Source organism: Streptomyces sp. MB09-02B (assembly GCF_033794485.1).
Lineage (GTDB): Bacteria > Actinomycetota > Actinomycetes > Streptomycetales > Streptomycetaceae > Streptomyces.
Genome location: NZ_JARGEE010000138.1, coordinates 1 through 20,667 on the forward strand (window position 1 = coordinate 1; position 20,667 = coordinate 20,667).

Here is a 20,667-nt window from a genome sequence, read left to right on the forward strand (position 1 = left end):
GGGGGGGGCCGGGGAGGTGGTGGGACCCTGCTGGGGATTGCCGGTGTTCTGAGTCTCTGAACCGGTGGTGCCCGCGCCGCTTCGGCCGCGTGAGGTCAGGGCGGCTGCCTTGGCGAGGGGGGACTGGGGGGCCGTGGAAGTCGCTTGCGACTGCGGGCCCGTGGACGTGCTCTGTGCGGCTTTTTGGGACTGGGTGGTGGGTGTGCCTTGAGGCCTCGGTGGCTGTGCCGGTGGGGTGCCGGTGAGGAGAACCGTGCCCTGGGGGCCCTGCATCGTGGCGCGTGCCTGCTGTGCGGCCGTTGGGCCGGTGGCCGGTGGAGGGGCCGTGGTGGACGCCTGGACGAGGGAGGTCGCGGCGTGCTCCCAGGAATACGACTTCAGGACCTCGCGGAGTTGGGCGGCCTGCTGTGTGCGCTGCGGTAGTTCCTCCTTCATCTGGCGGATGGCGGCGCCCCATTCGGCAACGCGGACGTTCGGGTCGGCGGGTTCGGCAACGACGCAGGTATTGCCCAGCTCCGGGGCGATCCGGCTCGCGTCCTGCAGGAAGCGAGCGGCTCCACTGTCCTCGTTGACGAGTACTGGTACGCCGTGTCCGAGCGCCTCTGTGGCGACGAGTCCGAAGCCCTCGTGTTTGGAGGGCATGATGACAGCGTCGGCCCGTCTGATGTCGTTGCTGATCGCGGCGCCGTCCTTGGAGAAGGGCAGCACGGTCACGTGGTCGCCGCCCAACGCCTCGAACTTCTTCTGGATGCCGGGAAGATATTGATCCTCTACGCCACGAACCGTGAGGTGTACCCCTACACCTTGCTCGTTCAGCAGTTTGACGGCCTGGGCCGCGTCCGCGAACCCCTTGAGCTCGTCGTTCGCGCGCCCGAGGGCCAGCAGTTGGAGCGGTCCTCCTTGTTGTTGTGCGCGTTGGACAAGCGGCTCGATGGCGGTGCCGGGGACGAGCTCGTGTGAGCATGCCACCTGAGGATTGGTCGAGGCCAGGTTCCGCGCCTCATCAGTCAGCAGTGGGCCGACGCCGACAAGGATGTCGGCGCGGTTCATGATGGCCCGCTCGATAGCGGAGTCCTTAGCGGCTTTTTCGGCCGCCTTGTCGGGGCGGTCGGGGTACTTGAAGCCGGGCAGTCGTTCCGGGCTGGTGTGCAGGAAGTGAGTGACTCGCGCCTCGGTGTACCAGGTGTCCCGGATGGCCACCGCTGCAGGGCCGGAGAACCGTGAGTGGCCGACGATCAGGTCGAAGGACTGCTGCCGTGGGTCGGGCAGCCCGAAATGGGTGGGGTGTTGTGTGGTGACCTGCTGCTCCAGCCAGTCGCGCCCCTCGACGTTCTCTGGGCATGGCTGCACAGTACGCAGTGTCACTCCCTCGTGGCCGCTCTCCACCTGCTTGACAGTCAGGAGGGTGACGTCGTGTCCGCGGGCCGCAAGGGCCTCACTGATCTGCATGTTGAACACGGGCACGCCGCCCAGCCCTCTGCCGCTCTCGTCACAGAGCACGAGGATTCTCTGACGCTCTTCGTTCACCACGTGCAGCTCTTCCTTCAGAATCCGCCGTGAGAGGTGAGCTCACGCCAGAACCGCTCGCCGATGAAGTGGGCCAGGTCGTAGGAGCTGTAGTGGATCATGCCGCTGCGCAGTCCGGGGCTGAGACGGACCGCCAACTCGTCGAGCAGCTCGGCGAGCACCGCAGCACGCGTGGCCGACAGCACGACCTCGGTTTCGCCTCGGTCGCGCTCCGGCGGACGCTGGTAGTCCGTGGGCGTCCACGGCTCGGGGCCGTCGGCAAACGCGTGGGTCCAGTCGTCGGCCTCCTTGGAGAAGGGTTCCGGATCTCCCTTACCTCCGGCTGCGGACGAACCCCATAGGAGATGACGGGACGGATCGACCCCGCCGAGGTACTCGCGCCAGACCTGCACCGAGTGGCCACCGAGCAGGGCGCGGACGTCGGAGGCGGCGACAGCTGTCCCTGCCCTCAGGGAGAAGTCCGGGCTGGCCTTCAGTTCCTCCAAGGACGGGATGACTTCTGCGGCCCGCCATGCCGCCCCGCGCAGCTGTTCGAGTCGTACCCGCAGATCCGGCACGTCGCTGACACGCCGGGACGAGGGGCTGATCCAGGGTGCGGCGCTTGGTGAATGCGGGACCGATGTGGATGTACCCAAAGGGGATCGCAGCGAGTCGGCTGCCTCGCGAGCGAGTGAGCTCAGGCGCCCAGCGTCGGGGCCGATGGTCACTGAGGGCCTGCCGGGAGCCAGTCGCCAGGCGAGTTCCCGCAAAGCGAAGGTTGTGATCCAGTGCCGGGACGAGGGAACAAGGACGCAGGCCCCGGGACGCAGTCTGTCGTCGTCCAGGTATCCCGGATCGGCGTTCAGACGGGTCGTCCAGTCTGTGAGAGCCTCCTCAAAGCCGAGCGGCCGGTCCTCGCGGCTTGGCGCACGGCGTGAGATCAGATGCTGGGACGGATCGGAGGGTTCTCCTGGTCGCGGTGCTTCGACGTCGCCGGGCCGAGCCATCAGGGCCTCCAGCTCCCGCCAGGGAGCGCAGCGCTCCGGCGGCCAGCCCACTCGCTCGCTTTCGTACCCTGGTCGCCAGGCCGGGTACTCCTGCACCCACAACATATGGGCCGTCGCCGAATACAACTGCTCATAGGCGACTGCCTCCGCCTGAAGGTCCGTCATATGCGGCTCCTGAGTGTGGAAGGGACGTGGCTCATGTGATCTTGTCCTACCAGACCCCTGTATCCAGGGCGGCCGGGCTCAACGCTTCTGCCGAATGGAGATGCGTAGGCCCACGCCGTCCTCCCGTTGGGTGAACAGGGCCCCGTCTGTTGTCGTCCCGGCAGGGACGACAGTGCCCTCGGGCAGGATCTCCGGTGAATTCGTGCTCATGTTCAGCTCGACCATGGGCCTGGTATCGGCGTCGGTCGTTCCGTAGACGGTGCCGTCGTCATCGACGGCGTTGACGCCGACAGCCCGGCGGGTGCCGTCCTCGCCCAGGCAGACTCCGTCACCGGTCCTGGTGTCAAGGACGACCGAACCGTGGGCGAGGTACGCGCCGTTCGGAGACGCCAGGACGGGGGCCTCGGCGGATGCGTAGGTGTTGACGCATGTCGTGCTCGCCAGCAGGCGGCCGCTCTCCAGGTCGTGGGCGGACCAGACGGTGGCCTCCTCGTCGGCCGACCACCATCGGGCGACGAACTTGCCGTCATGGACGCCGACCAGTTCGGCGTTCTGTTCACCGCTGACGAAATACTGGCTGACGTCGACGCCCTTTGGCGCGATGTCCTCAACGGTCCATGCGCCCGGAACGACGAATCCGCCCGACCGTCCATTCACCACGGGGCCCTTCGAGGTGAGGGCAGCAACCGTGCCGTTCGAACAGGCGCGCTCGACGCAGTCGGTGAGCGAGTCGTCCGAGTACGGCGTGAACTTGCCGGTTGCGAGATCAATGGTCACGCGAGAGGTACTTTCGTCATCCCAAATGAGCATCAACCCAGCTCCGCCGTCCCGGACCAGGTTGTCCTTCGGGATCTCTTCGACGGGTACGGAGACGCGGTGCAGCGGAGCGACGGAGTCGCCGGACGCGCCTGCCGCGTAGATGTCGACCTGCGTGACTTCCTCGCTCTTGGTGAGGGCGTCGCCCGCCGTGTCTCCGGTCGCCCAGGCGACGATGTAGCTGCGGTCGCCCTGTCGGACGGCGGTTACGTGGGCGCCGCTGCTGCCGAATCTGTCGTTCTCCACCGTCGGTATGCGATACGGCTCACCTGTCCACCGCACCTTGCCCGTTGCGGCGTCGCGCGCCTGCACCGCGTACCCGTCGCCTGACTGGATGATGTACGCGACCGTCTCTCCATCCGTAGTCACCGGGTCCGCGTTGGTGTCCTCCGTGACCCAGTCGATCTCCTCGTCCCAGCCCTTGGCGGAGTCGTACGCGGAGGGCACCGCGAGCTTCGCGAGGGAGGTGCTCTCACCGGAGCTCTTGTCTTCCTTGCCGGCTTGCGAGCCGCCGTTCCCGTCCGATCCACAGCCGGCGAGTAGTAGCCCGGCCAGGGCGGTCGCCGCAACGGCTGCCTTCGTCCTGCGCATGTACTGTTCCTCCAACTGGGTGTCACGCAATGGTGGTCCGAGTCCAGGCCGATGACTTGCGGTGGTTCTGCATCGCATCGTCACGGTCGACACGAGATGAGACGACGAGTCACCAGAGGCGTCACCCGTGGCGCATCGGTCCGGCACATCAGGGTCCTTCGTCTTTCGTGGCTTCGCGGTTCAGCCGTCGTACGCCTCGACCACCGGCACCGCCTTCGCCCGATGGCTGCCCTCCTTGCACCCCGCGAACGGCCCGGTGGGGGACCGGAGTTCAGCGAATACGGGCCCGAGGTGGTCCCGGTGCCAGATGGCCGGTCCCGAGGCGCCGGCGGACGGGTCGGTGCACTCCTGCCAGGCCAGCCACAGGCCGTGGAGGCGGGCTACCGCTTCCAGGTGTTCCCACCAGCGTGGGCACCAGGGCTGCTGGGAGGTGACCTCGCGGCCGTATACCGGCAGCAGGAGGTCGGACACCCACATGGCCAGGCTGCGCATCTCCTCGGCGTAGTCCTCGCCGTCCAGGTAGAGGATGAAGGGTGGTGCTTCGGCTGGTTCCTGGGCTGTGGTCATCGGACGGCCTTCTCTGCGGCGCGGGCGGTGATGGCCTTCACCTCGGCCTGGGCGGCGGCCTGGATGCGGTCGGCGCCCGGTTCGGCGTACCAGGGGCGGAGTCTGACCATGGCGGGCCTGATGCCGGTGGCCAGGAGCAGTGCCGTGCCCTTGGGGAGCGCGCGGATACGGTCGGCGGGCAGGATGCGCTCCAGGCGGTACGACGTGGAGCGGGAGCGGCCGTCCCTGCTCTTGGAGTAGCTGACCGTCGACACGTCGTGCTCGCCGACGAGCCGGGACACCTTCTCGACGAAGTCCGCGTCGTCGAGGCCGGCGCCCAGCAGCTTGATGGTGGCCGCGCCCCACAGGGCGTCCATGCCGGCCTCGCCCCAGACGCGTACGCCCTGGCGGTAACTCTGCAGCAGGGTCACGATGTTGATGCCGCGTGAGCCGAGGTGGGAGTAGAGGTCGGGCAGGTCGGAGATGCGGCAGACGTTGGCGGCCTCGTCGAGGATCGCGGTCATGGGTGGGTCGAGACGGCCGCCCATTCGCTCAGCGGCCACGACACCCGCGCGCAGCACCGAGTCCGCGGCCGCCGCGATGACGCCCGCGGCCGAGCCGCCGCCGTCCTTCGACAGCAGGTACAGGGTGTCGGGGGCGAGCACGTGCTGCTCCGGCAGGAACTGCGGCATCTCCGGGTCGGGCGTCACCCAGGCGGCGATCGCCGGGTCCAGGAGACAGGCCGCGCACTGGCGGGCCGTCTCGTAGATGCCGTCCCTGGTCTCCACGGCGCCCTGGATGGTGCCCTGCAACTGGTCGGCGAGCGCCGGCATGGCCGCGTCACGCAGCAGGTCGATGGGGGTGCGGTCGGCCGGGTCGGCGAGCCACGCCAGTACCTCGCCCACCCCACGCCCGCCCCTGTTGGCGGCGTGGAAGAGAGCGGTGAGCGTGTTCTGCGCCGCCGAGATCCAGAAATCGCGCTTCGACGCGTCGTCGTTGACCGCGCCGACGAAGTGACCGGCGAGGCGACGGGCGCCCTCGATCGTCGCGGCGTCGGCGAGCATGTCCCACCACATCGCGCGCGGGGTGTGGGCGATGTCCTGCGGGTCGAACACCCAGACCTGGCCCGCGCGTTCGCGCTCGGCGCGGGTGACGCTGTAGACGTCCGCCTTGTTGGAGGTCAGCAGGACGCTGCCCTGGGCGCGTAGGACGCGCGGTACGGCGATGCCGGTGGACTTTCCGGCGCGCGGGGCCATCAGGTCCAGCTCGACGTCCTCGTAACTGGAGCGCAGCTCGGGCCCGTTGGGCTCCAGATTGCCCAGCAGGTTGCCCGTCTGGTCCGGGTCCAGCTTGGCCGACTTGGCCAGTGAGGGGCGCAGGGCGCGCGCCCGTTCGGCGGCGCCCTTGGGGAGCAGGCCGGCCAGTTCCTTGCGGCCGGCGAGGCCGGAGGGGCGCTTCACCCGGCCCCGTACGAGGACGATCAGGGTGATGACGAGGGCGATGAACACGCCGAAGACGGTGGCGATACCGGCCGTCACCGCACCACTCGACGCGGTCGGCCACAGCTCCTGCGGGCCGTCCTGGACCAGGGTCGCCAGGGTGTCCAGCGAGAACGGCGGCGGATTCCAGCCGCCGGTGGACACCGCCGCGCCGAGCGTGCCGCCCAGCCAGGCGCCGGCGAAGGCACCGCCGACGAGGACGGCCACGCCCGGGATGATCCAGGGCAGCAGGTCGTCGCCGGCGGACTGGCCCTTGCGTGCGGGGCGGGTGCTCATCTCGACGCCTCCCTCGGCTTCGCGAGGTTCAGTTTGTTCCCGGTCCACCGGTTGTTGGTGTTGTGCAGGTTGCGCTCCGTGTCCGTGATGGACACCTTGATCGGAATGCCGGGACGGCCGCCGACCTTGATGAGGAAGCGGCCCCGGCCCGGCGGCTCCTCGTTGCCGCCCGTACTGGCCCAACCGGGCGGCGACGACCAGGACGAGACCAGCTCGATCTCCCGCTCCGACATGCCGACGATCTCGCCCAGTTCACGCATCTCGGTGCGCGGCAACCCCGCGCACACGACCATGCCTGCCCGCTCTACGAAGCCGCGCGCCTTGGCCCGGTCAGCCTCGCTGCCGAGGGCCTCGGCGTCCTTCAGGGTGTGCGTGATCTTCGCGTCGCCGAGGCCGAGGGAGCGGTTGAGGCGTGTGAGGGCGTCGATGCGTTCGACGATGCCGGAGGCGGCCCGGAGCGGTCGCCACAGTTCGTCGAGGACGGTGAAGAACCAGCGTTGCGGGGCCAGCCCGGCGTCCGCGAGGGCATGGGCGGCGGCCACAGTGCCGAGACCGTCCGACCAGGCCGCCAGCATCGCCGCGGCCGTGAGCTGGGTGTCGGCCTCACCGATTCGGGAGATGTCGACGCAGACGGCGGGTGAGGTGGGATCGATACGGGTGGACGTCTCGGATGCGAAGGTGTCGCCCAGTGGGCCGTCAAGGACGCCGAGGAGCGAACGGTGGAGAGGGTCGACCGCCTCCTGGTAACGCGCCTGGTCACCACGGTCGAGGGTGACCGCGCGCACCCGGTCCGGTCCCTCGTCCAGCACCCTCAGCAGGTCAGGGAGAAGCGGGGCCTTCCCCGGCTCCGTACGTTCCGTCAGATGGTGCAGACAGGCCGACAGGACGGACTGCTCGTGGTCGTCCATGGGGCGGCCCCGGACGATGGTGATGAGCGCCGCGACCATGTTCAGGACCCGGCCGTGTGCCTCCGCCGCCAGGATCCGGCCCCGGTCCCCGCCGATCCGCTCCGCCGCCTCGCCCATCGCGCCGGGGTCGAGGACGTTGATGCCGCCGACGCCTCGGCCGATGGAGATCACCTGACCGCCGAGCGCCCGGACGGTGTCCGCGTAGTCCGGCTTGAGGTCGCCGAGGACCAGCGGTGTGATTCCGGTGGCCGCCATGCCGATCAGCATGCGGTTCACCAGCGTGGACTTGCCGAGACCCGGCATGCCGAGCATGAACAGGGAGGGGTTGGAGATGTAACGGGCCCGGGTGAACCAGGAGATGGGGTCGCCGCACACGGTCGCGCCGGTGTGCAGGTGCTGGCCGAGCGGTACGCCCGTCATGGGCGCGCCCGATCCGGCCGCGAACGGCCACAGGCCGCATGCCTGTACGGTCGTCGCCCGCCACATCGACGGCGGGTCGACATGGCCGACCTGGCCGCCGCCCGGCCCGAACCAGCCGCGCGGCGGGGCCGTCGCAGGGCGCACCGGCCGCTGTTGCCTGTCCTTGCTCACAGCGCCTCCCTGACCTGGTACGGAACGAGGGTGTGCTCCCACGGCAGCAGGCCGACCGGCAGCGTGCAGGTGAACGCGGACGCCTGCATGCGGTCGGCCGGACGCATCAGGATGCGCGAGGACGCCTGGAGGTTGCGGACGGTGATCGAGGCGTCCGCCAGCTCCTGCTCGTTGTCGACGGTGATCGTCACCATCATGGAGAACTCCACGAGACCGGCACCGGATGCCTCCTCGGCCGCCGTCTGCTCCGCCGCCCGTACCTCGGAGGTGGCGCGTGCCTCGACGAGGCCGCCCCGCGAACTCGCCATGAAGTGGGCGGAACGGCGGTCGGACTCCACGATCCGGGCGGAGGTCGCGGGGTCGATCGGCCGGTAGATCAGCGAGACCCGCTTGCGGCGGGTGCCCGCGGCCGGCTCCAGCAGACCGCGCAGCACACTGGAGCGGACGGTGCCGCGCGGTGCGAGGGTCAGCATCCAGGTGCGCGAGACACCGGAGTCGTGCTTGTACGCGTTGACGGTCTCGACGGCGGCCGCGGGGCCGGCGTCGGCCCACTCCAGCCCGGTCGTCGCGTTCTCGGCGCGGGCGCTGAGCACGTCCGGGGCGATGGCCGGGTCGTAGGCCACGCGCACGATCTCGGCGAGCCGTTCGGCCGACAGCGGGTACGCGGACCCGCCGCCCGCGGCGACCAGCCCGGACAGCAGGCCCGGAAGCCGCATGGACAGGTCCGTGATCACGTCGTCGGTGTCCCGCTTGGGGCCACCGGTCGGACCGTAGGTCAGCGCGATGTAGGTGTGCATCTCGGAGGAGGCGGACGGATAGCGCTGGACGACCTCCTCCATCACGGCGCGGGCCGCGGCGGGGGCGTCCGGCGAGATACGGGGGAGAACCTCGGCGGCGAGCCGGGTACCGGTGTCCGGGGCGGTCTCGACGACTACCTGCGCGCCGCGCAGACCGGGCTCGTGGGAGAGCCGGGCCAGCCAGTCCCCCCAGGACGCCACCCACACGTCGACCTGCTCGGGGTCCACCAGGGAGCCGCCGTCGGGCTCACAGGCGAGCACGATGGTGTAGAGGTTGCGGCCCGGGTGGTGGATCACGCCGAACGCCCGGTCGTAGGCGTCGCGGCCCTCGTACATCTTGGTACGGGCCAGTAGACCGGGCGGCTGGAAGCGGCCTCCGGGGCGGCGGGAGAGCGGCCCGGAGACATAGGTGGTCGAGCCGTTCGCCTTGCGCTTCATCCAGCCGATGCGGATGGCGAGCAGCTGATAGACGTTGCGGCCGTCCATCGTGCGCAGGGCGAGCGGGGCGAGGAAGAGCCCCACGGGTACGAGGACGGCGACGGCAGCCATCAACGAGACCAGCGAAGCCAGCAGCGCCACCAGGAGCCCACCGAAGGCGACGACGGTACCGAGGAGGCCCAGCGGGCCGAATCCGGGGCGGCGGGGGCGCCGCCAGTTCCCGTACGTGGGACGCGTCATGGCGTCGGACGACATGGGGTTTTCCTTCTTCCGGCTTGCACGGCGTTATGGCTGGCACAAAGAGGGGAAGCCGGGCCGGGATGTTTCCCGGCCCGGCATGGACTGGTGTCGGCGGGCCGACGGGATTATTGGTTGTGGCCCTTCATCCCGTCGTTGTCATCGAGGGAGTTGGCCACCTCGCTCGCGGCGGCGACCGTGGTCTGCGCGGCTGCTGCTGCGGCTTGGACGGCCACGGACACACCACCCGTCGCGGCTCCTGCGGCTGCTCCGGCGGCGGCACCACCGGCAGCAGCACCGGATCCGCCGGCCCCTGCAGCGGGAGCGCCGGCCCCGGCGGACGGGGAACCCTTCGGCCCGGACCCACCAGTTTGAGGTGTGCCACCGCCACCGCCACCGGACCCGCCACCCGCACCACCGGCGATGCTGACCGCGCCGCTGGCCATGTTGTTGACGGCGTTGAGGGTGACCGTGCCACCGGACGTGCCGCCCAGCGCGGCGGTGGCCGGGACGATCAACTTGAGCAGGGCCGGCAGAGCGAAGACGGAGAGGATGAGCATTCCCATGCCGGCGATGGTCTGGTGCAGGTCCTTCGTCCCTTTGGTCATGGCGGTGGCCGAATAGATGATCAGAGCCGCGGCCGGTTTGTACAGCAGCCAGGCCGCGAGCCAGCCGATGTGCTTCTTCCACCAGCCCTCGCCCCACCCCGTCATCGAGGAGACCGCGGCGAGCGGCAACGTGCCGACCAGCATGATGAGCACGCCGATGCGTATGTACATCAGGCAGATCTGGACGAAGGACGACAGCATGACCAGCAGGCCGAAGATGAGGACGAGCCCGGGCGAAGTCAGGTATGACACGCCGAGGAGCGTGGTTGCCGTGTCGCCGAGCTCGGACTTCTTGTAGATGTCCTTGGCGTACGCGTCCGAGGCGGTGGAGAGCGCCTGCACCGCGGGAACCGCGAGCCCTCCCACCAGGAGGACTTTCCACATGCCCATGAACGCCTGCTTCATGGGCTCCCCTCGCCGGTCGAGGGCCATCTTTATCGCCGCGACGAGCAGACTCGCCACGGCCACGTAGCCGACCAGCCAACTGGTCGTGCCATAGATGTCCGAGGTCGGCCTGGTCGGGTCCTCGAGGTTGACCTCCATCCAGATACCGTTGAGCGCCTGGAGCGTCTCCGACGCGGCGGTACCGATCGCCTTGGCGAAGGCCTCCACGGCGCCGCCTGCAGCGGTCTCGCCGACCTTTTCGAAGGGGTATTTGATGCCGTCCTTCAGACACTGCAAGGGCTCTTCGAGACAGTCCGCCATCTCACGTCCCCCATGTGATGAAGCCGCTGGTCCCGTCGGTGTATGACACGCCTCCGTAGATCGTGCCGTCGGGGTCGGGGAGCACCTTCCAGTCGCCGTCCTGCCAGCGCAGTGTCACGGAGAGGGAGCCGTACCTGTCAACGCTCGGGATGCGCCCCAGGATCATCACCGTCGACTCCTTCTGGTTGTACGCGAGGACGGCGAAGCCGGCGAAGGTTTCCTCGCTCGGCTGGCCCGAATCCGACTCCTCCTGTTCCTTCGAGCGTCTGGCGATGTACGCGTCTCGTCCCGCGCCCGGGACGACTTGTCGTTCGACGACCTCGCGCCAGCCCTCAAGACCGAAGTTGTTGGTGATGGCGTGGGCCGCGAACACAGCCCCCATCGGGGTGTGCGCGAAACAGGACCACACCGGGCCGTCGAACTTGAGGGGACCGGAGGACTTGGAGGCCGGCACCAGCTGGGTTCCGCCGGCCTTCCAGTAGATGTCCTTCGGAGCCGTGGTCGGCTTCTCCTGCTCGCTGTCGTCGGTGCGGCAGCCGGCAGGCCGGTCGTCCTCACCCTTGCTCTCGTCGCCGTCGGAAACGGTGGCGGTCGGTGCCTGGGTGGGGGACCCGGAGGCTTCTGACCCGTCGCCGCCACTGGTCATCAGCGTGACGGCGGCGAGCACAACCAGCACCAGCAGAAAACCGGCCGACAGGATCCAGCCCTTCTGCTGCCAGAACGGCTGCTCCCACTCCCCGCTGCCCCCACGTGACCGGCCGGAGTTCACCATGGTGGTACTTCCTTTCTGACCTGGCCCTGACCGGATCAGCCGAAGACGAAGTTGACGACAGGGCCGGCGGAGGCCACCAGGACACAGCCGCCGAGGACCATGCCGAGGCGGCCCATGTGTTCCGAGCCCTCGCCCCGGCGCATCGAGATCGCCATCATCGCTCCGGTGATCAGGACGCCGGCCACACCGGCCGCGGTGCCCACCCAGGCCAGGAGGCCGAGGACGGTGTCGACCTTGTCGGTGAGTGCCTTCGGCGCTTCCGCGCCGGGGTCCGGGACGGCCGTCTCCGCCAGAAAGATGTGCTGGGTCTTGGCTGCAAGGGTCTTCAACATGGCTTCTCCCCGATACGGTCGGCTGCCGGGCCGACGGATTTCCTGAAGGTTCGGAGGGCCGGCCGGTCGTGCGGCCCGCCCGTGGTGGCGAAGTGAGCTTGGCGGTGGAAGCCCGGCAGCACCAAGGGCTGTAGGGAATCTCCACGGCGTGGTGGCATGTTCGTGACAATCAATCGGCGTCGAATCGCGGGCTGGTCACCCGGTGTTCCAGAAACCCACCAATCCGAGGAACTCCACGATGGGTCCCGCGCAGGCTCCGATGACACACGCGCCCAGTACGACGGCGTACTCGCGCAGGTGCTCCTCACCGTCGCCCGACTTCAGCGCGACGGCCATGCGGGAGCCGACGATCAGCAGGCCCGCCACGCCTGCTGCGGTGACCAGCCAGGCGAGGTATCCGAGGACCTGGTTGAGGCCTTTGGTGGTGTCCGCCGGAGGTTCGTACGCCAGGGTGGCCAACGTCATTCCGACGTTCATCGGTCGCTCCTCGTGTGTGTCTCTTGCCCGGGCGGCGCGATCAGATCGGCGAGCCTGGCTGTTTCTCCCGGCGGGCGGACGGTGAGATCCCCCGTCCGCCAGGCGGGCACCCAAGGCACCCGGTGGATCTCGATTGCCGAGCCGATCACCTTGATGCGCTGGAGCAGTTGACGGGGCAGGCGCCCCGGCGCGTCCGCGACCAGTACCACGGCGACGAGTTCCAGCCCCGGTGGCTGCTCGCCGCGACGGAAGAGATCGAGTGTCCACGACACCGCCTGTAGGCCGGCCGCGTGCGTACGGGCGACCAGGAGCACGGAGCTCGGCTCCCCTTGATCGGGGCGGGGCCAGGTGCGACCGGCGTCGATCCCGCCGAAGACGGCTGCCAGCGTCGTTGCACCCGCTCCACCGTGCGCGGCCAGCCAGGCCAACTGGTGTGGGGTCGAGGGCACTTCCGCTTCCGCGGTCAGCGGAGCCGACGTCGGTTGCTCGGGTGTGGTCACCGGCCCCCGGAGCCAAATCTCCGGTCCACTCGGGGCGTTCCCCTGCACCGCCGACTCCCCCTCATATCTCGTTAGCGGCTTACAGTTTGATCATCTCTGATGTCAGAGAGGCGGGTAACGGCATGTGATGCCTTGGGACACTTTCGTGACCGGGTGGTTACTTACGCGAAGGCCGTGACCCGTGAGACTCAACTGTTCGCATCACATTACAACTTGACGCTGAGGGGAGCGGATGTCACAGAGCGGGGGAAGCACGACCGCCTGGATCGCGGGCGGCGGTGTCGCGATGGTCATCCTGCCTGTGGTCATGATGGTCGGGGTGGGCGGCGGCGGGGACGCCGCGGCCGAGGTGAGCGGTACCGGCGGCGGCGGTCTCAGCGACGGGTCCGTGCCCGCGCAGTACGTCCCCTGGGTCCTCAAGGCCGGCGCGATGTGCGAGGTGATCAAACCGGCCGTCATCGCGGCCCAGATCGAGGCCGAGTCGGGCTGGAACCCCAACGCCCAGTCGCCGGTGGGCGCCGAGGGGCTCTCCCAGTTCATGCCCGGCACCTGGAAGACCTGGGGCAGGGACGACGACGGCAACGGCCGTGTGTCGCCGTACGACCCGGGCGACGCCATCATGGCGCAAGGGCGTTATGACTGCGCCCTCGCCAAGCAGATCGAGGGATACAAGCGCAACGGGCAGGCGGCCGGCGAGACCCTCGACCTGACGCTCGCCGCGTACAACGCCGGCCCGGGCGCCGTCGAGAAGTACCACGGCATACCGCCGTACACCGAGACACAGAACTACGTCGTTCGCATCAAGTCACTCATCGCCAAGTACGAGTCGGTCGACGATCCGCCGGGTGAGATCCCCGCGGGTCAGCGGATGGCCAGGCCGCTCCGCGGCGACCTGGTGGTCACCTCTCCGTACGGCATGCGCATGCACCCGACCCTGGGCGTCTACAAACTGCACACGGGCATCGACTTCGCGGCCCCGGCCGGAACCCCGTTCCTCGCGGCCCTCGACGGCAAGGTGACCTTCGCGGGCTGGTCCAACGGCTATGGCAACCGCGTGGTCATCGCGCACGGCACGATCAACGGCAAGACCGTCACCACGACGTACAACCACATGTCCGCGATCAGCGTCTCCGTGGGACAGCAGGTGAAGGTCGGTCAGCGGGTCGGAGCGGTCGGCTCCACGGGATTCTCGACCGGCCCGCACGCCCACTTCGAGGTCACGGAGAATGACAAGTACGTGGATCCCGCGCCGTGGCTGGGGCTGAAGTAGTGGAAGAGGGGGACGTCATGGGGACGGCGGGGACACGAGTGAGTGACCGGGCCTCGGTACGGGCCGGGACACGGGCCGAGCGGTCCGCCGGCCGCCCGATCGCAGCCCGAGCGGACCGGTCCGTCGGACATACACTCCCCCGGCGCGCGATGCGCAGGACCGTGGCCGGACTCCTGACGTCCGCGACCGGCCTCGCCCTGCTGTCCGGGTGCGCGCTGCCCGACCAGCGGCAGAACACCACTGGTCAGGGTGGCGGGTCGTCGGCGTCGGCGCAGCCGTCCGTCGCGCCCAAGGCGCCGGTTCCGTCCGGAAAGGCCCTGGGCCTCGACGCGCATGTGCCAGTGCAAAGAGACGTGGACGGCGACGACGCCACCGCTGTCTCCCAGGCGTGGGCCGAGCTGGCGTACGGCTACGACACCAAGTACGACGCGAGCCCGCACGACGCGGTGCTGCGGGCCACCCGCTGGTGCACCAAGCGCAGGGCCGCCGTCGAACGGTCCTACCGGGCGGCCAGCGGCCCGGGGGACGACTGGAACGTCTGGGCACGGCACCGGGCATGGACCACTGTGACGGTGAGTGTCGAACTGGAGGACGACGCACCCCGGGACGGCAAGAAGGTGGCCTACCGCAACCTCGTCGTGGAGGGCGAGGCGCAGGGCAGGGACGGGTGGACCGGCCGAGGCCCGCGGCTCAACGCCTATCTCAAGCTGGTACGTTCGGCTGCCGGTCAAGCATGGCGTGTGGATGATGTGAACGTGGTCGAGGCCGTGGACCCGCCGAGCCCGGAGAGCCCGTCGGCCTCCGCCACCGGCACGTCCACCGACTCTTCCGCCCAGTGAGGGAAGCGATGCCCAGATTCGGTCGCGCCGACAGGCAACGCCACAGCACCAGCCCCGAGCCTCGGCAGGGTGCCGGGCCGGGGCTCACCCCCATCGAGGTCCACGTGCCGGTGGAGGGGCAGGTCACCGTGGGCGGCCTGCCCGTCGTCGCGGGCCCGGGCGAGAGCGTGCAGGACGCGGTACTGAACTATCTGCATCGGCTGGTTCTCGCCACGGGACACACGGTGAGCGCGATGGTTCACGACGAGCGGATCGGGTTCAGCACCCCTCTCCGGGTGGTGGCTGACGGATCGAGTCACTTCGCGGGCGAGCCGGTCCGGTTCGCCGCACCGCGACAGACGGCGGACCTACGAGCCCCCGCCGCGCCGACGGAGCCGGCACCGGCCCCACCGCCCGCAGCCACGGTTGCACCCACACCCGAGGTTGCGCCCACCCCCGCCGAATCGGTCGCCCCGTCGCTCCTGGCCGAGCCCGTGATGCGGATCAACGAGGCCGTGCAGAGGGGCCGGATCGAGTCGGCGGCGGCGATGGCGGAGCAGAGTATCGCGGCGGCGACGAAGACGCTGGGCGAGGAGCACCCCGAAGTGCTACAGCTGCGCGAACTGGCGGCCTACATAGCGTACTTGGCCGGTGATGCACACCGATCGTTCAGCTTGTCCATGAGTCTCGCCCGCATCCACCGGGAGCGGGGAGACGTACGGGCGTACATCAATGTCCAGAGTGCGGCCGCCGCGTGGCGAGCTGTGCGAGACCCGGCGCAGGGCCTGGCCCTCGGACATGAACTGATCGGTCTGTGGAGCGAGTTGGCCGAGGGCGGCGGCCCAGCAGCGGCCGAGATGCAGCAACTGGAGGCAGCCCGCGCCCGCATGGGCCGCCTCACCGAACGCGCACGCGCGGGCGGCCCCTCCGCCGAGAGATCGCACGCACATGACCACAGACCGTGATGTCAGCCCCGGCTGGGACAATGTGGTCATGCGACCGGACGGCGGCAGCGGTCGTACGGAGGACGGCGACATCGCCGTGGACGGAGGGAAGGTGGACATGGGCGAGAGCCGTGACCGAGCCTGTTTCCCGGGAGGAGATCCGAGCAGAGTGGCGTGCCCTCGTCGAATCCGGTGAGTCCCTTCCGGGAACGGGCCTGGATGAACTGAGCGCCCGTATGCAGGCCACCGGCAACTGGCCGGAGGACCTCCGCTCTGCGCCGGTCATCATCGACACGGACATCGGTGGTGACGCCGACGACGCACTGGCCGTCGTGGCGGCGGCGCGTTCCCTGCCGCGACTGGCTCTGGTGCTCACCGGCGACGAGACCGGACCGGCCGTCGGCTACGGCGAGCGGGCCAGGTTCGCCAGGTTCCTGCTGGACCTGACCGGCCGCACGGATGTCGCGGTCGCTTCGGGTGTCTCCCTCGGGGACACCCGGTACTTCTGCGCGGACGGTCTGGTGCCCGACGAGATCCCTGCCCAGCCGGCCGATGTGGTGGCGGCGGTGCGCGCCCTGTGCGCGGCCGTGCCTGGGCCCGTGCAGTGGGTCGGTATGGGCCCTCTCAGCAATCTCGCACTGGTTCTGGACGCCGCTCCCGAACTGGCCTCCCGGCTCCACGTCACCCAAATGGGCGGTGCCCTGAACTATCGCGACCCCAGCCGGGCCGAGCACAACTTCCGGCTGGATGTGCCGTCCGTGCACCGGGTCTTCGACGCGGTGCACAAGGGCCTGCTGCCGACGCCGTACTTCGTCACCTCAGAGGTCACCTTCACCTCCGCCATTGAGATCACGGCCGACCACCCGGTCTTCGGAGCTCTCGCCGCACCCGGCGCTCCGGGTTGGGGCGCCTTGCTGGCGGCACATATGCGGCACTGGTTCGAACGATTCCACCCGGGCACCATCCAGCACGACGCACTGACCCTGTCGGCCGTGCTCCAACTGCCCTTCGTCGAGTTCGACAAGATGCCGGTGGCCTTGGACGGTATCGGGCGCACCACCCGCTCCGAAACCGGCGTACCTGTCTGGCTGAGCCTGTCCGCCCGCTACCCCGGCTTCCTGCGGTGGCTCTCCCAACGGCTGGACCCGGCCTGGAAACCGGCCGATGAGCAGGCCTGATGGCACTGCGCCCCGTTGACGAACTGTACGGCCAGGTGGCCGACATCCACGCGGCGTACCGGCTTGAGGACTCCGCGCAGCGGCAGGCGGTGGAGGAGGCATACCAGGCATTCCGCGAGCACAGCGCGCCGTTCATGGTGTCCGTGTCCGCGGAGATACTGGACGACCTGCGGGCCGACGTCCGGCGGAACCCCGACCGAGTCGTCGCCTTCCTCGGGCGGGACGGTCACAGCCTCGCTGCGGCCGTGCGGGGCTCGATCCGGAGTTCTTCGACCGGCACTGCCGCGAGGTCGTCGTGTCCAGGGCCGTGGTCGACGCGGCGCTCCAGGACCTGGAGAAGAACGCCGGAGCGAGCTTCCCGGAGGCGGAGGCATTCCGCGGCGCCCGCAAGAAGGTGGACCCGGCGGACGTCGACGGTTCCTACCGACACCTCACGGACTACCTTCGCGCCTCGGGAGTCCCTGTCGGGCTCCCGGACAGCTCGGTGACCGTGGTGGACACCAGCTTCAAGGGCACGGTTCAGGAACTGATGACGGCGGCCTATCCGCAGACGGAGATCCAGGGCAGATACGCGTTCCTGGCGCTCTCCCCGGACGACCCGCATCCCGAGGCGAAGCAGGGCTACGTCTTCCACCAGGAGCCGGACGCCGTCTGGCAGGGGCTTCCGCAGTCGTACCTTCCGGAGCAGCGTTCGCAGACCTTCGGCAACCAGGACGCACTCGGGGTGATCGAGGAGACGCTGCACGGGCCGATGGGCAGTCCGGTGAACATCACCGCGCAGGGCCCTCATCAGTTACCGCAACAGTTCGACCCGCAGCCGCTGGTGGGCATCAATCCGGTCCGTGTCGCGGATCAGTACCGCGATCCAAAGGTGCGCGAAGCCGTCAAGGCCGCCGCTGTACTCGCCGTGCACGACAGCGCGGTCGAGACCGCACGGAGTCGAGACGCGGGGCGCGACTGGAAGGGCGAACTCCAGCAGTCGCGGGAGAGGTTCACCGACCAGGTGCGGTCCTGGGTGTCCAGGGACGGGCAGACCGACGGCAGGCTCTCCACTGTCCTGGACAGCTTCGTCCGGCGCGGCGACAAGAACGTCGTCAAGGACCTGGACAAAGCACTGAAGCACGCAGGAGTGAACCAGCAGGCGGCCGAACCGCTCTGGAAGCGGTTCGGCGAGGTGAAGACCCTCGAGGAGAAGAAGCGGTTCGCCAAGGACGCCACGACGCCGGCGCCCGGCAGTGGCAAGACACCGCAGGAACACCTGCGCGGGGTCGTGACCGCCGCTGGTGGTTCCCTCTCGCCGCAGGCCGGAGGTGGGGGAACGTCGGTGGCCAAGGCCGCCGGACTTCACCTGAAGGGAAGGTCTCCGGGCACTCCGGGTGCGCAGAACTCCGCGAACCAGCAGACCGGCAGGACTACCGGCGCAGGCTCCTGGCGAGTACCTCGACAGCCCGGGCCACCACCGCCGGGGAGCGACAGGGGAGGGCCGAAGCGCTGAATCATGACCACCAGGCCGAGCCGGCCAGGCTTCTGCGACGTGTCTGTGACGCCGTGGTGACGTGAAATCGTAGGCGAGCCGGAAGACTTGGGACCAAGTGTGGGGCCGGTTCCCCGGCACGACAGAGTGAGGGAACAGATGCGTCGACCCAGCCGGGAGAAGAAGACGGAACGGAAGCGTTCGGCATCCTCGGCCGCCCCGGCGGCGGTGCCGGTCGATGTTCATGTCCCCGCGGTCGGCCCCGGGGCGGGCGCTGCCTGGATCGGAGGCGTGTCGGTCGTCGCGTCGCACGGCCAGGAGATCCAGGACGCCGTCCTTCGGCACCTTCACCGGATCGCCCTCGCTGCCGGACACCCCGTGCACGCCACGGTGCACGATGAGCGCATCGGGTATGTGGTGCCCTTGCGTGTGTGCGTGGACGGTGCCAGCCAGTTCGCCGGCGAGCCCGTACGGGTGGCAGAGCCCTGGCACGTCGGCGAGGCGACTGCCGAGCCACAGGCCGGGGACGCGGTCGCGCCTCGTTTTGTCGGCGGGCAGGTGTCCGAGACCGCCATGGCAGCCGCGCGTCCGGAGATCTCGCCGACAGTCCGCCGCGACAGGTCGACCCAGATCCTGCGTGCCGTACCGGAGTCGGCGGCACCGGAGTCGGCGGTACCGGAACAAGCGGTCGGCCCTGCGGCCGTAGCCGCGCCTGGCGCCCTTGACGAGGTGCGGCATGAGCCCGAGGTGTGGCACGCACCGAGCGTGGCGGGCGCGCCTTCCGCCTCGGCAGGGGTGCCCGCGCCGGGGCACGCGGCCGCCGGGCGCCCCGCATCTGAAGCCACACCTCTTGCCGAGCCGGTGGTGGCTTCCGAAGTCCCGTACGCAGAGGCACAGCGCGGTGACTCCGCACACGGCGACCTCGCCTCTCGGACGAGGCGGGAGCCGAGCACCATGCGGTTGTCGGCGGTGGAGCCGACGGCTGCGGCGGAGTCCATCGCTCCCGGGACATCCGGGCGCCCGTCCGGAGAGCCCCGGACGATGCCTCTCCCCAGGGCGAAGCAGGGGCCATCGGAGCCGTCGACGGGTGCCGTCGCGCCGTCGACGTTCGTCCTGCGCAAGATCCCGGAACCGAAGGACGGTCCACTCGCGCAGTCCCCCGGGGCCCCGAGGCCCTCGCAGGACCCGCCCGGCACCACGGCCGAGGCAGGCGGGGCGGATCCGTCATCTGCCGGAAGTCGGCACCCGGCCCCGGCCATCGGTACCGTCTCACCCCCGACGGGTGAGTTCGGCCCGGTGACCGAACTCATCCCCGCCCCGGGGCGGGCCGCGGATCCGCAACCGTGGCAGCCGGGCCAGGGTCAGGAGCCGGCTTTCACCTCGGACCGCGGTGTGCGTCCTGCGTCGCTTGAGCCGCGACCCTGGCCGCCGACCCCCAACCAGTCTTCCGATCCGATGCCCGCGATCGTGCCCCCTTCGGCGCCGGCACCCGTGCTCGCGCCTCCGGAGGAGTCCGCGACGGACTCCTATGTCGCTCCCGAGTGGAAGGTCGAGGAAGAGGACCCCGGTCCCAAACCGGCCCCGGTCCGGGAGTTCGACGGGGTGGCTGAAGCCGTGTTGGAGCTGGAGGGGACGAGCGGCGGTACGACCTCCCTCTTCGCGGAGCCCATGTCCCACATCAACGAGGCGGTGAAGCTGGGCCGTATCCAGGAGGCCGCGGAGATGGCCGAGCAGACCGTCGCCCAGGCGACCGTCGCGCTGGGCCCCCAACACCCCGAGGTGCTGAAGCTCCGCGAACTCACCGCCTACATCGCCTACTTGGCCGGTGACGCCCTCCGCTCGTTCCACCTCTCCCTCGACCTCGCCGGCCTCCGGCACCGCATGCGCGACCAGCGTGCCGCGTACGGCAACATCCAGAGCGCGGCGGCCGCCTGGCGGGCGGTCCGCGACCCGCTCCAGGGTCTACATCTGGGCCGCGAACTGATCGCCGTCTGGACCGACCTCGCCGCGGACGCCGGCCCCGCCGCCGACGACCTGGAGCAACTGGAGAAGGCCCGCACCCGCATGACCCGCCTCACCGACCGGGCCCGCGCCCTCGACTCCGCCCCCTACGCCCATGGCCAGTGACTCCACCGGCAACCACGACAGAGGACCCGTCCGGGCCGGCGCCCGGTTGCGACCCGCCCGCACGGACGAGCCCCGAGCCGGCGCC

Annotated in this window: 18 protein-coding genes; 6 read left to right on the plus strand and 12 right to left on the minus strand. The window is 69.7% G+C overall.

Annotated elements, in window-relative coordinates; all coding sequences use genetic code 11:
* The 12 genes from P1P70_RS20355 to P1P70_RS20410 all read right to left on the minus strand — a co-directional run.
* On the minus strand, positions 1–1,530 hold a 1,530-nt coding region (locus tag P1P70_RS20355; RefSeq protein ID WP_319239797.1), incomplete at its 3' end, for a glycosyltransferase family 4 protein.
* A 14-nt stretch (positions 1,531–1,544) separates the two neighbouring features.
* Complete coding sequence (locus P1P70_RS20360) at positions 1,545–2,084, minus strand: hypothetical protein (protein ID WP_319239799.1); 540 nt, start codon at positions 2,082–2,084, stop codon at positions 1,545–1,547.
* 672 nt (positions 2,085–2,756) lie between these two features.
* Positions 2,757–4,085 (minus strand): hypothetical protein, encoded by a 1,329-nt coding sequence (locus P1P70_RS20365; protein WP_319239801.1) that lies wholly within the window; start codon positions 4,083–4,085, stop codon positions 2,757–2,759.
* A gap of 180 nt (positions 4,086–4,265) precedes the next feature.
* A complete protein-coding gene (locus P1P70_RS20370) occupies positions 4,266–4,652 on the minus strand; it encodes a DUF4913 domain-containing protein (protein ID WP_319239803.1) in 387 nt (128 codons plus the stop codon).
* Entirely contained in the window at positions 4,649–6,406 is a 1,758-nt protein-coding gene (locus tag P1P70_RS20375; protein WP_319239805.1) for a type IV secretory system conjugative DNA transfer family protein, read from the minus strand. The genes P1P70_RS20370 and P1P70_RS20375 overlap by 4 nt, the downstream gene beginning before the upstream one ends.
* Entirely contained in the window at positions 6,403–7,905 is a 1,503-nt protein-coding gene (locus P1P70_RS20380) for an ATP/GTP-binding protein (RefSeq protein WP_319239807.1), read from the minus strand. The genes P1P70_RS20375 and P1P70_RS20380 overlap by 4 nt, the downstream gene beginning before the upstream one ends.
* A complete protein-coding gene (locus P1P70_RS20385; RefSeq protein ID WP_319239809.1) occupies positions 7,902–9,395 on the minus strand; it encodes an SCO6880 family protein in 1,494 nt (497 codons plus the stop codon). The genes P1P70_RS20380 and P1P70_RS20385 overlap by 4 nt, the downstream gene beginning before the upstream one ends.
* 110 nt (positions 9,396–9,505) lie before the next feature.
* Positions 9,506–10,690 carry a hypothetical protein gene (locus P1P70_RS20390; protein WP_319239811.1) on the minus strand — a complete coding sequence of 395 codons (1,185 nt, stop codon included), beginning with the start codon at positions 10,688–10,690 and terminating at the stop codon, positions 9,506–9,508.
* Position 10,691: 1 nt separating this feature from the next.
* Entirely contained in the window at positions 10,692–11,462 is a 771-nt protein-coding gene (locus P1P70_RS20395) for a hypothetical protein (RefSeq protein ID WP_319239813.1), read from the minus strand.
* A 35-nt stretch (positions 11,463–11,497) separates the two neighbouring features.
* Entirely contained in the window at positions 11,498–11,794 is a 297-nt protein-coding gene (locus P1P70_RS20400) for a hypothetical protein (protein WP_319239815.1), read from the minus strand.
* Positions 11,795–11,989: 195 nt separating this feature from the next.
* Positions 11,990–12,271: a hypothetical protein gene (locus P1P70_RS20405; protein ID WP_319239817.1), complete on the minus strand. Its 282-nt coding sequence runs from the start codon at positions 12,269–12,271 to the stop codon at positions 11,990–11,992.
* Positions 12,268–12,819 (minus strand): DUF6668 family protein, encoded by a 552-nt coding sequence (locus P1P70_RS20410; RefSeq protein ID WP_413471501.1) that lies wholly within the window; start codon positions 12,817–12,819, stop codon positions 12,268–12,270. The genes P1P70_RS20405 and P1P70_RS20410 overlap by 4 nt, the downstream gene beginning before the upstream one ends.
* Positions 12,820–13,003: 184 nt before the next feature.
* Between P1P70_RS20410 and P1P70_RS20415 the strand changes: the two genes are divergently transcribed.
* The 6 genes from P1P70_RS20415 (at position 13,004) to P1P70_RS20440 (ending at position 20,582) form a co-directional block, all read left to right on the plus strand.
* Positions 13,004–14,041, plus strand: a complete 1,038-nt coding sequence (locus tag P1P70_RS20415) for a peptidoglycan DD-metalloendopeptidase family protein (protein WP_319239821.1) — start codon at positions 13,004–13,006, stop codon at positions 14,039–14,041.
* 149 nt (positions 14,042–14,190) lie between these two features.
* Positions 14,191–14,880, plus strand: a complete 690-nt coding sequence (locus P1P70_RS20420) for a hypothetical protein (protein ID WP_319239823.1) — start codon at positions 14,191–14,193, stop codon at positions 14,878–14,880.
* 8 nt (positions 14,881–14,888) lie between these two features.
* Positions 14,889–15,824 (plus strand): hypothetical protein, encoded by a 936-nt coding sequence (locus P1P70_RS20425; RefSeq protein WP_319239825.1) that lies wholly within the window; start codon positions 14,889–14,891, stop codon positions 15,822–15,824.
* A gap of 110 nt (positions 15,825–15,934) precedes the next feature.
* The gene (locus tag P1P70_RS20430; RefSeq protein WP_319239827.1) at positions 15,935–16,981 is read left to right on the plus strand and encodes a nucleoside hydrolase; all 1,047 of its coding nucleotides are present in this window, start codon (positions 15,935–15,937) and stop codon (positions 16,979–16,981) included.
* Between the two features lie 295 nt (positions 16,982–17,276).
* Positions 17,277–18,476 carry an ABC transporter permease gene (locus P1P70_RS20435; protein WP_319239829.1) on the plus strand — a complete coding sequence of 400 codons (1,200 nt, stop codon included), beginning with the start codon at positions 17,277–17,279 and terminating at the stop codon, positions 18,474–18,476.
* Positions 18,477–19,910: 1,434 nt separating this feature from the next.
* Positions 19,911–20,582 (plus strand): hypothetical protein, encoded by a 672-nt coding sequence (locus tag P1P70_RS20440; RefSeq protein WP_319239831.1) that lies wholly within the window; start codon positions 19,911–19,913, stop codon positions 20,580–20,582.
* Positions 20,583–20,667 lie beyond the last annotated feature (85 nt).

Coding starts and splice junctions, on each gene's coding strand:
- P1P70_RS20415 (WP_319239821.1), top strand. CDS start 13,004: ATGTCACAGAGCGGGGGAAGCACGACCGCCTGGATCGCGGGCGGCGGT.
- P1P70_RS20405 (WP_319239817.1), bottom strand. CDS start 12,271: ATGAACGTCGGAATGACGTTGGCCACCCTGGCGTACGAACCTCCGGCG.
- P1P70_RS20400 (WP_319239815.1), bottom strand. CDS start 11,794: ATGTTGAAGACCCTTGCAGCCAAGACCCAGCACATCTTTCTGGCGGAG.
- P1P70_RS20370 (WP_319239803.1), bottom strand. CDS start 4,652: ATGACCACAGCCCAGGAACCAGCCGAAGCACCACCCTTCATCCTCTAC.
- P1P70_RS20385 (WP_319239809.1), bottom strand. CDS start 9,395: ATGTCGTCCGACGCCATGACGCGTCCCACGTACGGGAACTGGCGGCGC.
- P1P70_RS20425 (WP_319239825.1), top strand. CDS start 14,889: ATGCCCAGATTCGGTCGCGCCGACAGGCAACGCCACAGCACCAGCCCC.
- P1P70_RS20395 (WP_319239813.1), bottom strand. CDS start 11,462: ATGGTGAACTCCGGCCGGTCACGTGGGGGCAGCGGGGAGTGGGAGCAG.
- P1P70_RS20420 (WP_319239823.1), top strand. CDS start 14,191: ATGCGCAGGACCGTGGCCGGACTCCTGACGTCCGCGACCGGCCTCGCC.
- P1P70_RS20365 (WP_319239801.1), bottom strand. CDS start 4,085: ATGCGCAGGACGAAGGCAGCCGTTGCGGCGACCGCCCTGGCCGGGCTA.
- P1P70_RS20440 (WP_319239831.1), top strand. CDS start 19,911: ATGCCCGCGATCGTGCCCCCTTCGGCGCCGGCACCCGTGCTCGCGCCT.
- P1P70_RS20375 (WP_319239805.1), bottom strand. CDS start 6,406: ATGAGCACCCGCCCCGCACGCAAGGGCCAGTCCGCCGGCGACGACCTG.
- P1P70_RS20390 (WP_319239811.1), bottom strand. CDS start 10,690: ATGGCGGACTGTCTCGAAGAGCCCTTGCAGTGTCTGAAGGACGGCATC.